Genomic DNA, 12,373 nt, shown 5'->3' with positions numbered 1-12,373 from the left:
TACGACTTGCCCCTGACCTCCCGGTCAGGGGCTTTTTTATCACTGGCGCACGTTGAAACGCAGTTGCCCTTCCAGCTCCTCCTCCGCTTCATCAAACAATAAAATCAATGCACCAAAGCGTCTGCGTAGTTTTTCAGGCAGATGGGTAAATTCGATTTCCAGCGGTAACGGCAGACGATCGCCGGTAACCACATCCCACAGCATATCAAGATTGCTTACGCTGCCCCGCTCCAGGTCGAACGCCCGAATAAACTCGCGATAGAAGTCTTCCTGACTCTCAATTTCGTCAAAATCAAAGGTATAAATTTTCATTGCCAGCCACCCGGTACAGGCGGGCGGCAAATGCCGCCCTGTCTATTATAATCCCCCGATATGCAGGGTTTTGACTTCCAGAAACTCCTCCAGCCCCAGCACGGACCCTTCGCGGCCCAGCCCGGACTCTTTTACGCCCCCAAACGGACCCAGTTCGGTCGAGACAGCACATTCGTTAATTCCGATCATGCCGCTCTCAATGGCCTGCGAGACGCGGAACACGCGCGAGAGATTCTGGGTATAAAAGTAGGCTGCCAGCCCGTAAGGCGTATTGTTAGCGCGCATAACCACTTCGTCTTCCGACGTGAAGCGGAAGCAAGCGGCAACGGGACCAAAGGTCTCCTCTTCTGCCAGCTTCATGCCTTCATGGCAGTCACCGAGTACGGTTGGCATCCAGAAGTTGCCGCCAAGTTCGTGCGGTTTACCCCCAGCCAGCACCGTGGCGCCCTTCGCTACCGCATCTTCGACGTGCTCACGGACTTTTTCGACAGCCGAAGGCTCAATCAGCGGGCCGACAACGACGCCCTCGTCCAGACCGTTACCCACCTTCAGCGCCTTCACCGCATCGGCAAGTTGATTGACAAACTTGTCATAGACCGTCTCCTGAATATAGAAACGGTTTACGCTGACGCAGACCTGCCCGGCGTTACGGAACTTATTGGCAATGGCACCTTTGACGGCGGCCTCAATATCCGCGTCCTCGAAAACGATATATGGCGCATTACCACCCAGCTCCATCGATACCTTTTTCATGGTCTCTGCGGAATTGCGAACCAGTGTTTTCCCGACGGCGGTTGATCCGGTAAACGAGATTTTGCGCACGTCATGGCTGGCCATAATGGCGTCACTAATTTCTGAGGTGCTCCCCGCGACCGCATTCAGCACACCATCCGGCACACCGGCCTGCTTCGCCAGCGTCAGCAGCGCAAAGGCGCTCAGCGGCGTGTTGTTTGCAGGCTTGATGACGCCGGTACATCCTGCTGCCAACGCCGGGCCGAGCTTACGGGTGAGCATGGCCATCGGGAAATTCCATGGCGTGATAGCAGCAACCACCCCGACAGGTTCACGAGTGGCCAGAATACGGGAGCCGGGTTTAACCGGAGGAATGATTTCACCGTTGGCGCGCTTGGCCTGCTCGGCAAACCACTGAATGAAGCTGGCAGCGTAGTCCACCTCACCTTCAGCCTCTTTCAGCGGCTTGCCCTGCTCGGTAGTCATCAGTCGCCCGAGCCAGCTTTTATTCTCGATAATCAGTTCATACCAGCGATAGAGGATCGTGGAGCGCTCTTTTGCCGTTTTTGCGCGCCATGCGGGAAAGGCCTTCGTCGCGGCCGCAATGGCCTCTTCGGTTTCGGCTTTCCCTGCTTTCGCCACTTTCGCGACCACCTCGCCCGTGGCCGGGTTTAGCACATCAAACGTGGTGTCGAGTGTTTTCCAGATACCGTTAACCAGATACCCGGTCTGAAAAAGAATACTGTCCTGAAGAGCCTGGGTTGTCATGTGTCCTCCCTTCCTGAATGTTTGAACCTGCAAGAATAAGTATAGCCACAAAAAAACCGACGCTTTTGGCGTCGGTTTTCTCTTCGTTAGCTGTCTGTCAGCGCATTCTGGTAGCGGTGCAGCATAAACACCAGCCGCTCTACCGGCTCGGTAACCTGCGGCGGCGCTTCCCAGATCCGCAGTTTCTCCTGGTAGATATCCAGTTCCTCCAGCAGTTGCTTAAAGTAGCGGCGACGTTTGTCATCACTCGATGCCGATATCACATGGTCCGCCGTTCGCCGTAGCTGGCGGTGGAAAGCGGACAAATCATCGTTGATCGGCACTGGCGCGTTCCGCAGACGCTGGTGCGCGATAATCATGGTTAACGCCAGGCGGAAGCGGGCGACATCGCCCGGGAATTTATTCAACAACAGGAACAGCTGCTGATAGAGCGCCGGCAGGTGGTTCTCCTTACGCCGCGCGGTGTTGGTAGTCAATGACGATACGGCGGCCGACACAAACTGATTCAGCAGCACACGCCCTGTCCGCGCCTGAGAGTTATCCCGCACCAGCAGGATCACCATCATCGCCAGGAAACAGCCCACCAGCTGACCTAATGCGCTATCCAGGAACTGGCTGAAATGGAAGGTCATCGGGTTATCCAGCACGATGATGTTAATCGTGCTCGCCAGCGCACCCAACGATCCCAGACGGCGTTTTTGTACCTCAATCCCGATAAAGAACGCCATCACCGCCAGGCTGATGCAGAGCAAAAGCATGCTTTGCTGCGTCGAGGGAATAATCACCAGGAAGTAGAGCGCACCAATGGGTAACGCCGCAATGGTGCCGTACAGAAAATCGATCGCGACCATGCGCGGGTTGGGCAGACGCATCGCCAGCGCGGTGACGACGGCAATCATCACCATCGCGCCGCTGCCGGACGTCCAGCCGGTCCACAGCCAGAACAGCGTGCCGAGTATACAGGCCAGGGTGGTACGCCAGAAATTAACCATCGCATGGTGGCGCTCGGCGGACTCCGGTTTGATCACCACTTCGCCCTGCAATACCTCTTCTTCCGCCGCACTGATTTTGGTGTTGCTAATCACGCCGCGTTTCAGGAGCAGGTAGCGCGTTGCGGCGCCAACCCAGGTATAAATGGTGACTGGCGTATCCCGTTCTCCTGTCCAGGCAATCACACGACGCATGCGTTTAAGCTGTCGATGCACGTCCTGCACCGTCTCCACGGGCTCATCAAACAGTTCGCGGAAAGTATCCGTTACCACTTCGGGGCGGGTGTTCTGAATCAGGTAGGTTTCACACGCCTGGGTGATCAGCGTTAACGAGACGGTATTGATCGCTTTCAGACGACGATTGGCCCGCTCCCAGCGGGAAGACTCCATGTTGAGATTACTGCGCATCCCTTCCAGCGCCTGCGTGCGGCGCACCAGCGCGCTCCAGGCCTTGTCGACCTCTTCGCTGTCGCCGTGCTTAATGCACAGCTGCATAAGCTGGTACTGAGCAACAATCAGCGCGTCCAGCTCACGATCGACTTCCTGCTTGATGGATCGCGGAGAGAAGAGCAGATCTGCGACAATCGCGCAGACGATACCAATGACAATCTCGCTACAACGTTCGACGGCGAACTGCGGAGCAAGCAGCGGTTCACTCTGAATGGTGATGATAATAATCAGCGCGGTATACCCCGCCAGACCCCAGGCGTACGAGTTCTCCACCTTCACCAGCGAAGAGACCCAGGTGCAAAAACCCGCCCAGATACAGCACACAATCAGCATCAGCAGCGGCGTACGGATCATCAGGATGATAATGGTCAGAGCGGCGATACAGCCGATAAAGGTGCCGATAATACGCAGCATCCCGCGATAGCGAATTGCCCCGGAGTAAGGTTCGCCACCCGCCGCGAAGGCTGGACCGGCGGCGACGATCGCGGCGGTCAGAACGGCCCAGCGCGGCGTTTCAAGCTGGAAATGGAAGCCAACAAACAGCGCCAGCACAATGGCGCATGCCAGCTTCACGGCGAAGCGGATGTGCTGGCTGGCGATGGAAAAAATGCCCATAGCGATCAACCAAACTCGCGCAGGCGATGGGCGATTTGACGGAAGATAGAATCCTGGCTGGCATCACGGTCTTTTTCACCCGTGATCACCACCGTCGCGGTGGTGCCTGCGGGCCAGAGGTTGCTCTGCTGCTCATCCAGACGAATGCGTACCGGTACGCGCTGCGCCAGGCGAACCCACTCGAGGTTAGAATCGACGGTCGCCATCCCTTTTGTATCATTGGTACTGCTGGAGTTGGTCACCCCCGCGGCCACGCTGTCCACGGTTCCCTTCAGGACCCGGTTGCTGCCGAGCGGCGTGATTTCGGCGCGATAGCCCGGACGCACGCCTTCCAGCTTGGTCTCTTCCATATAGGCGAGGACGTAGAAGGAGTTCTGTTTCACCAGCGCCACGGCAGTTGAGCCGCGCGTGATAAACTCACCCGCATAGACGTTGAGGTTGGTCACCCAGCCATCGGACGGGGCGCGGATAACGGTACGTTCCAGATCGAGCTTCGCCAGATCGCGCGTCGCCTGCGCTTTTGCCAGCTGATGCAGCACGGTTTGCAGCACGTTATTAGACTGGTCAATCTCTTCCCGGGACATAGCCTGGATGCCCAGCTTGTTACGGCGACCTGCTTCACGGCGTTTTTCAGCGGCCAGCGCGTTGTAATACGCCACGTCGGCTTCCGCTTCTTCCAGCGCTTTTTGATAGCGCGGTTGGTCGATGGTGAACAGCACCTGATCTTTTTTCACCAGTTGGTTATCGTGGACGTTGACCGCCGTAATGAGACCGGCGACATCGGGCGCTATCGCGACCACCTCCGCGCTGAAACGCGCATCGCGCGTCCACGGGGATTCGGTGTAATAAACCCAGGCGCGAAAAATAGCGATGAACGCCAGGATGACCAGCGCCATAGTGATGGCAGTGCGGGAGATTTTTCTTGTTAGCGTTTTCACATCAACCTCAGACAAACATGCGCGATATTAAATAGAACAGGCAGCAATACAGCGCGGTATTGAACAATGCAGGATGCCAGACGAAATCATAAATCCCGGTAGGGACCAGCACCTTGCGCACCAGCCAGAAGATCGCCAGTGATAAAAGAAGCTCGAAAAATATCGGTGGGAACGACAAACCGAACACCACGATAACGGGAAACAGACTCATGTTGACCTTGATTAAAGAGAGTGCAGGTTACTGGATTTTTAAGCTCGCGCCGCCGCAGGAGAGCAAGAATTGCCGGGCGAGAGTGGCGCAGCCGTTATGTAATTAATAATATATTAACGTAACTGTTATGCTGTTATCTATCATATGTGATCTAAATCACTTTTAAGCCAGAGTGAATAATGGAACGTCTAAAACGCATGTCCGTCTTTGCGAAAGTGGTTGAGCAAGGCTCTTTTACCGCCGCAGCACGTCAGCTACAAATGAGCGTCTCATCCATTAGCCAGACAGTGTCAAAACTGGAAGATGAGCTCCAGGTGAAGCTGCTCAACCGCAGCACCCGCAGCATCGGGCTGACGGAAGCGGGTAAAATTTACTATCAGGGCTGCCGTCGAATGCTGCATGAGGTGCAGGATGTTCACGAGCAGCTCTATGCCTTTAACAACACGCCTATCGGCACGCTGCGTATCGGTTGTTCTTCAACTATGGCACAAAATGTTCTCGCTGCCATGACGGCGGAAATGCTGAAAGAGTATCCCGGTTTAACCGTTAATCTGGTAACGGGCATTCCGGCACCGGACCTGATTGCCGATGGGTTAGACGTGGTGATCCGCGTTGGCGCGTTGCAGGACTCGAGCCTGTTCTCGCGTCGACTGGGCAGCATGCCGATGGTGGTCTGCGCGTCGAAAAGCTATCTGGCACAGTATGGCGTGCCGGAAAAACCTGCCGACCTGAGCAACCACTCGTGGCTGGAATACAGCGTTCGGCCAGATAACGAATTTGAACTGATCGCGCCGGAAGGGCTTTCCACTAAACTGCTGCCTGAAGGCCGCTTCGTGACCAACGATCCGATGACCATCTCACGCTGGCTGGTGGCCGGAGCCGGGATCGCCTACGTACCGCTGATGTGGGTGATCAATGAGATCAACAGCGGCGTACTGGAGATCCTCTTCCCGCGTTACCAGTCCGATCCACGTCCGGTCTACGCTCTGTATACCGAGAAGGACAAACTGCCTCTCAAAGTACAGGTGTGTATTAACTATCTGACCGAGTATTTTGTCGAAGTGGCGGAGCTGTTTCAGGGGATGCGCGGCAGAAGAAAGGAGTAATAAAGTAATCGCTATAATCATATCTGGCATGAATATTCCCCGGATGGCACTCACATTCATCCAGGAATATTTCCGCCCTCCTCTCAGGAATGGCTAATTGACACTCCCGCCACCCGCCATTTACCTTATAAGCAGTCTGAACATCAGACTGTTATATATTTGTTACCAATATGAATAATAAAATGTATTTCGCAGGATGACGTTAAACAAGGAAAAGAGATGAATATATTCGAACAAACACCGCCTTCACGCAGGCGCTATGGACTCGCCGCGTTCATCGGTTTAATTGCAGGGATCGTCTCCGCTTTTGTCAAATGGGGAGCCGAAGTGCCACTTCCGCCACGCAGTCCCACCGATTTATTCACCGGCGCATGCGGACCTGAGCAATTAATAAGAGCCGCAAGCCAGATTGACTGCTCCCGCAATTTTTTAAACCCTCCCTATGTATTTTTACGCGACTGGCTGGGCGTTACTGATCCTAACGCAGCCGTTTATACATTTGCCGGACATATATTTAACTGGGTCGGTGTGACCCATATTATTTTCTCAATCGTCTTCGCTGTGGGGTATTGCGTTGTTGCGGAAGTCTTTCCGAAAATTAAACTCTGGCAGGGTTTGCTGGCGGGTGCGTTAGCCCAGCTTTTTGTGCATATGATCTCCTTCCCGCTGATGGGTCTGACGCCACCGCTGCTTGAGTTGCCGTGGTATGAACACGTGTCAGAGATCGTGGGGCATCTGGTCTGGTTCTGGTCGATCGAAATCATTCGTCGTGACTTGCGTAACCGCATTACTCACGAGCCTGATCCAGAGATACCGCTGGGTAACTTACGTTAAAAAAAAGGCGCTACATCTGTAGCGCCTTTTTTAAGCATCCTAAGATCAGGCCGTGCCGCCCACCGTCAGATTATCCACTTTCAGCGTAGGCTGACCGACGCCCACAGGCAGGCTCTGGCCCTCTTTGCCGCAAACGCCCACGCCGTTATCCAGTTTCAGGTCGTTACCGACCATGGAAATCTGCTGCATGGCCTCAATGCCGGAGCCAATCAGGGTTGCGCCCTTCACCGCTTTGGTCACTTTGCCCTTCTCAATCAGATACGCCTCTGAGGTAGAGAAGACAAATTTGCCGGAGGTGATATCCACCTGACCGCCGCCAAAGTTTGGCGCGAAGATACCGTAATCAACGGATTCGATAATCTCCTGCGGCGTGGACTGGCCCGGCAGCATGTAAGTATTGGTCATGCGGGGCATCGGCAGATGTGCGTAGGATTCACGACGGCCGTTACCCGTCGGCGCAACGCCCATCAGGCGCGCGTTAAGCTTGTCCTGCATGTAGCCTTTCAGTACGCCGTTTTCGATCAGCACGTTGTACTGACCCGGCGTACCTTCATCGTCGATAGAAATCGAGCCGCGACGGTCGAGCATGGTGCCATCATCCACCACGGTACACAGCTCTGAGGAGACAAGCTGCCCCATCTGACCGCTGAATACGGACGTCCCGCGACGGTTGAAATCACCTTCCAGGCCGTGACCGACCGCTTCGTGCAGCAGCACGCCCGGCCAGCCTGCGCCCAGTACCACCGGCAACGTACCGGCTGGTGCAGCCACGGCAGACAGGTTGACCAGCGCCATGCGCACGGCTTCTTTTGCCCATGCATCCGCACGGGCTTCGCCGTCGACATCACCCAGGAACCAGTCATAACCAAAACGACCACCGCCACCGCTGGAGCCGCGCTCGCGCTTACCGTCGTCTTCAACCTGCACGCTGATAGAGAGACGCACCAGCGGGCGAACATCCGCCGCCAGGGTACCGTCCGTCGCTGCCACCAGGATCAGTTCATAAACCCCGGTCAGGCTGGCAGAGACTTCCTGCACGCGTTTATCCGCCGCGCGAGCCACTTTGTCCACGCGACGCAGGATGTCCAGCTTCTCCTCGCGGCTCATGCTTTGCAGCGGGTCGATGCTGGTATAGAGCGCAGCGTGCTGCACTTCACCCAGCGTTTTCACCCGTCCGTCGCCCGTATCGCGCACAATGGTTCGCGCCGCCTGCGCGCTCTGCTCCAGCGCGGCCAGGCTTATCTGGTCTGCATAGGCAAAACCGGTTTTTTCGCCGCTGACGGCGCGCACGCCGACGCCCTGGTCAATGTTATAAGAGCCATCTTTAATGATGCTGTCTTCTAAAACCCAGGATTCGTGATAGCTCGACTGGAAATAGAGATCGCCGTAGTCGAGGCGGCGTTCGGTCAGTTGACCAAGAATGGAGAACAGGTCCTGATGGCTCAGGCCGTTCGCTGCGAGCAAATGTTCACTTACCAGGTTCAGACTCATCTATTGCTACTCGTTCGTTGCCGCCAGTGGCGGTATAAAGATCGTATTTATTGAGAGTGAGGCAATTACCTGCCCACGTCAAATCATTGCTGTGCTTCTTTGCGCGGCTGGCGCAGCACCTCATTAATCTGTGGTTTATCAACCGGCCCGGTAATGCGATAGCGCAGAATCGAGACTTTGCTCCAGAGCGGCCCCAGCACTTTACTGGCCGCAAACACCGCCGCCCCGACAATAGGATTGACCACAAAGGCTGCCGCAACGCCCACGCTTGCGGAAATCTCCGGCGCCACCACGGCTTCCATATCCAGCTCGCGGCGCACGAGATCCACTGACCCTTTCATCGCGATATCCGCTTCCAGGCCGTCCACCAGCGTGTCGTCGGTGTGCAGAACGCCGTCTTTGATCCACGCCGTGCTGCGAATGGAATCGTAGTAGAAACCTTCGCTGAAGGTGTCGCTAAAGTCGAAGCGCAGCTTGCGCAGCAGCGCGTCAAAACTCAGCAGACGCAGGATCTGCCCGGCGCGCCCCGTGCTCACATCGGCAATCTCCCCCTTACCGAAGTGGGTTTTCAGGATGCCGTTAAGCGAAGCTTCATCGGGTGTCCACGGCGCTGCGCGCCAGTGCAGATCGTAATTCACATCGAAGGACGATCCGCGAAGCGGCGTGCTAATGCCGAAGAAGTTAGCTGCGGCGTCCAGCTTGTTGCCTTTAATATCGCCTTTCAGCGAGGTGCGCTGTTCACCCGGTTTGTTCACCCATTCGCCAGCGGCAGTCATGCGGCCAAAGCCGGTATCCACCAGCCCACCAGAGAGGCTCAGCGTATTGCCCTGAATAGCAAAATCACCGTCGATACGGCCATATTTTTGCCCCCACAGCCAGCACTCCGCACAGCGCAACTGGAGATCGGGCCAGCCGCTGAAATCCACGCGCGACCTCCCACTGCCACTGACAGGAGAAGCGCTTGTCGACTCTGCTTTAGACGCCGTAAAGGTCGGATTGTAATAGAGATAACGGATAGCCGCCTGCCATGGCGCGTGATCGCGCATGGTCAACGAACCGTTGATCTCACGCCCCTGCGCCTCGACCTTTGAGCCGTTTACCGTCGGCCGGGAGACAATACTCAGGTTGTTCCACTGCTGCCCGCCCAGCGTCAGCGCAGGCGTTCGCAAGGTAATGGACTGCGGGAACTGCGCCGTTTGGTCGACGTTTTGCCCGACACCTTTCTGGAACAGTGCCAGCCACTCTGCGCCATCCATCGGCGGGAGATTCAGTTCAACGCCCGCCTGCTCCGGCAGCGGCGGCGTGGTACGGCTGTCCGTCGTCCAGATCGCTCTGTCCAGCGTCAGCTTGCGGTTAAGCAGCCAGCGGCTGTTGAAGTGGTTTGTTCCACCAGCGTTTCCGGTTAAATCGAAGCTGTTAAGGTTGCCCGCAACCTTAACATTGACGGGCAATGCTTCACCGCTTTTCTTATTCAGCGGCGTGGGAAGTTGGCTGCTGAGGTTTTTCAGATCGCCCGTAATGTCGACGTTATAGCGCGCACCGGCATGATAAGGCAGGTCGATGGCGACCTTGCCATTCCATGACACCGCGCCGTCCACCGCATTCTCAATCGGCTTCGGCAGAACATCCATGCGTGACGGCTGCCAGTTCGCGTCCATATTGACCGCCACCTGGTAGGCTTTATCGCCCTCGGTGGTGGAGAAATCGATATTGACGGGTTGATTGAACCAGGTCGCTTTCAGCGGCTCACTTTTCAGCGTGCCGTTAACAAAGCTGAACTGACCGCTGAGGTTTTTCAGCGTGCTGTCCAGCGGCTTGATATAGAGGCTGTTGTTATTAAGGCTAACGTCGCCTTTGGCGGTGGTCATTTCACCGTCCAGTGGGATATCCAGATGTAAGCGAGCATTCACATCGCCATCTAACTGCAACTGCTGAAGGGTGGCTGCCAGGGAGTCATTCAGCGGCGTATCTTCAAAGTACGGGCCAACCGCTTTACCTGGCCCCTTAATATCCGCATCAATCAGCAGTTTCTCTTTGGAGTAATCCGGGATGTTTGCCGTCAGGTTGCTTGCCGTTACGCCGCCCAGCGCAACGCTGTCCGTCTTCATCCACAGGCCGTCATTCAGGAAGTTGAGTTCAATATCCAGATTCTTCAGCGCCGGCCAGTCCGGCTGGAAGGCATAGGTGGCGTTGCGTAGAGGCACCAGAACCTGGAACTGGCCTTCGTTGTGCTTATACGGGAACAGGTGCGGGTTGCCGCCGTAGACCAGCGTGGCGTTATCCGCCTGGCCGCCCTGAATAGCGCCGCTGAGATAGTCCACCAACGCTTTCCCCATCAGGTTTTCCGGGAAGTAGCGCCACGCCTGCGAACCGTCATCCGTGCTGATGCCCGCCAGAATACCCAACCACGGCTCATCGCCTTCAGGCTGTAGATAACGGAAATTACCGCGGGCATGTACCGCTTTGGCTTTCACATCGATATCGCGGCCATCGAGCTGAAAACCTTTGTCATTCTTCAGCCAGTTGAGGGTGGCATTTCCCTTTTCGATCTCCAGTGGCGCACGGAAGACCGTTTCGTACGGCATTTTCGCGTCCTGCATTTCTGCCGTCAGCCTGCCGTTTTCCACGCTTCCTTCCAGTTTACCGCTGAAGTGCTCGGCACCCGGCAGCAGTTTCCACTGTTTCCATGCGAGATTTTTCCATGCCGCCTGAAAACGCGTCTTTTCCGTAGCCTGGAGCGGAATATCCAGCGCCAGCCGGTTTATCTGCCCGCTCGGCTGCGTCGCCAGCCAGATTTCGCCCAGCTCCGGGGAGAGTTTTGCGGCCATTGAACGCAGCCCTTCGATCGCCGTCAGATCCAGGTTACTGGCGCGGATACGCAGCTCGTCGCTGCGTTTACCGTTTATCCCGCCGACGTCCTGCTCCGGCATCCACGCCAGCGTCAGCGCGCCGCGCGGCCAGGGTTTGTTATCCATGGAGATGCGCGTATCCGGTATAGCGAACTGCCAGCCGCCTTTATCCTGCGTCACGTGTGCGGTGAGGTTATCGACGGAAAGTTGATGCTGATGGTTTTCCCCTTTCCAGCTCGCGCCCCCCTGCTTAAGCCAGATATCGCCGCTGGCGAACGTCCCGTTCGTCAGGGTCATCCAGCCTTCCAGGCTGAAGCGCGCGGTCTCCAGCTGCATGTTCTGCTGTAGCCACTCACCGAGCCACGGCTTCACGTCCACGTCGTCCGCCTGTAGCCACACCCTGCCGTTGTTCAGCAAGCCATTGTCGTCACGCAGATCCATCCGCACCTGCATAACGCCGTGCTGCCCGTTCAGGCTGGAGAGATTCACCTGCCCCTCGGCGCGGTGGCGATCTTTCCCGTTTAACCAGGTCAGCTGTGGGATCGCCAGCTCAGCGCGCTGGCCGGAAAGAGTAATAAAGCTCACTTCGCTGTCGCGCAGATCGAAATGATCGAACTGCCGCAGGAACAGATCGCTGATACGGCTGGTTTCCAGCCCCCGATCGCTGTCGCCGCTTCGCAGCGGCGTGTTAGTCATCAGCTGAAGTTGCCAGAAGGTGAGATCGCGAAACTGCCAGCGCAGATGCAGCAGGCTTTGCCAGATATCCAGCGCCAGGGTGACGCGTTTGATTTTGAGGTGGCCGCCATCTTTCAGGCCAGCGCTGATATCCCGGGCATCTAGCGTCGGGCCAAAGTTCTGCCAGCTTGCCTCGATATGACTCACGTCCACCGGCAGGCCGGTGGCGGATTCGATTTTTGCCAGGATCTGCGGACGCCAGCTGTCCAGATGCGGCAAGGCGAGACGCAGCCCGCTCACGAGCAACGCGACAATCACGACCAGCGTTGCCCCTGTAAGCAGTAAAATCCCCGGCAATCGCCTCACGCGTCTCTCCTTGTCAGCCTTAAATCTCGCAGCGAAC

At 56.5% G+C, this 12,373-nt stretch carries 9 protein-coding genes; 2 read left to right on the top strand and 7 right to left on the bottom strand.

Annotation, left to right across the window (positions count from 1 at the left end; translation table 11 throughout):
* Window positions 1-39: 39 nt before the first annotated feature.
* From ACOTYH_RS18705 to aaeX, 5 genes are all read right to left on the bottom strand, one after another.
* The gene (locus ACOTYH_RS18705) at window positions 40-312 is read right to left on the bottom strand and encodes a barstar family protein (protein ID WP_003860424.1); all 273 of its coding nucleotides are present in this window, start codon (window positions 310-312) and stop codon (window positions 40-42) included.
* A gap of 45 nt (window positions 313-357) precedes the next feature.
* The gene (locus tag ACOTYH_RS18700; RefSeq protein ID WP_017382714.1) at window positions 358-1,812 is read right to left on the bottom strand and encodes an NAD-dependent succinate-semialdehyde dehydrogenase; all 1,455 of its coding nucleotides are present in this window, start codon (window positions 1,810-1,812) and stop codon (window positions 358-360) included.
* Between the two features lie 86 nt (window positions 1,813-1,898).
* A complete protein-coding gene (aaeB, locus tag ACOTYH_RS18695; protein ID WP_003860418.1) occupies window positions 1,899-3,866 on the bottom strand; it encodes a p-hydroxybenzoic acid efflux pump subunit AaeB in 1,968 nt (655 codons plus the stop codon).
* Between the two features lie 5 nt (window positions 3,867-3,871).
* Entirely contained in the window at window positions 3,872-4,804 is a 933-nt protein-coding gene (gene aaeA, locus ACOTYH_RS18690) for a p-hydroxybenzoic acid efflux pump subunit AaeA (protein WP_017382713.1), read from the bottom strand.
* Between the two features lie 7 nt (window positions 4,805-4,811).
* The gene (aaeX, locus tag ACOTYH_RS18685) at window positions 4,812-5,015 is read right to left on the bottom strand and encodes a p-hydroxybenzoic acid efflux pump operon protein AaeX (protein ID WP_003860416.1); all 204 of its coding nucleotides are present in this window, start codon (window positions 5,013-5,015) and stop codon (window positions 4,812-4,814) included.
* Between the two features lie 179 nt (window positions 5,016-5,194).
* Here aaeX and aaeR point away from each other — a divergent pair, with 179 nt between their 5' ends.
* Together aaeR and ACOTYH_RS18675 are read left to right on the top strand one after the other, a co-directional pair.
* Window positions 5,195-6,121: an HTH-type transcriptional activator AaeR gene (gene aaeR / locus ACOTYH_RS18680; protein WP_017382712.1), complete on the top strand. Its 927-nt coding sequence runs from the start codon at window positions 5,195-5,197 to the stop codon at window positions 6,119-6,121.
* 219 nt (window positions 6,122-6,340) lie between these two features.
* On the top strand, window positions 6,341-6,955 hold the full coding sequence (locus ACOTYH_RS18675) for a YagU family protein (protein ID WP_047741474.1): 615 nt from the start codon (window positions 6,341-6,343) through the stop codon (window positions 6,953-6,955).
* A 45-nt stretch (window positions 6,956-7,000) separates the two neighbouring features.
* Here ACOTYH_RS18675 and tldD read toward each other — a convergent pair whose 3' ends face one another.
* Both tldD and yhdP read right to left on the bottom strand, forming a co-directional pair.
* Window positions 7,001-8,446 (bottom strand): metalloprotease TldD, encoded by a 1,446-nt coding sequence (gene tldD, locus ACOTYH_RS18670; protein ID WP_017382710.1) that lies wholly within the window; start codon window positions 8,444-8,446, stop codon window positions 7,001-7,003.
* Window positions 8,447-8,529: 83 nt separating this feature from the next.
* Window positions 8,530-12,336 (bottom strand): AsmA2 domain-containing protein YhdP, encoded by a 3,807-nt coding sequence (gene yhdP / locus ACOTYH_RS18665; protein ID WP_058689659.1) that lies wholly within the window; start codon window positions 12,334-12,336, stop codon window positions 8,530-8,532.
* Window positions 12,337-12,373: the final 37 nt, after the last annotated feature.

The sequence above is a fragment of the Enterobacter cloacae complex sp. SHL001 genome, from assembly GCF_049236825.1.
Taxonomy (GTDB): Bacteria; Pseudomonadota; Gammaproteobacteria; order Enterobacterales; family Enterobacteriaceae; genus Enterobacter; species Enterobacter hormaechei_C.
Note: the sequence above shows the minus strand (reverse complement) of the source record. Positions and strands in the feature narration are given on the sequence as shown.

Coding starts and splice junctions, on each gene's coding strand:
- ACOTYH_RS18705 (WP_003860424.1), bottom strand. CDS start 312: ATGAAAATTTATACCTTTGATTTTGACGAAATTGAGAGTCAGGAAGAC.
- ACOTYH_RS18700 (WP_017382714.1), bottom strand. CDS start 1,812: ATGACAACCCAGGCTCTTCAGGACAGTATTCTTTTTCAGACCGGGTAT.
- aaeB (WP_003860418.1), bottom strand. CDS start 3,866: ATGGGCATTTTTTCCATCGCCAGCCAGCACATCCGCTTCGCCGTGAAG.
- aaeX (WP_003860416.1), bottom strand. CDS start 5,015: ATGAGTCTGTTTCCCGTTATCGTGGTGTTCGGTTTGTCGTTCCCACCG.
- aaeR (WP_017382712.1), top strand. CDS start 5,195: ATGGAACGTCTAAAACGCATGTCCGTCTTTGCGAAAGTGGTTGAGCAA.
- ACOTYH_RS18675 (WP_047741474.1), top strand. CDS start 6,341: ATGAATATATTCGAACAAACACCGCCTTCACGCAGGCGCTATGGACTC.
- tldD (WP_017382710.1), bottom strand. CDS start 8,446: ATGAGTCTGAACCTGGTAAGTGAACATTTGCTCGCAGCGAACGGCCTG.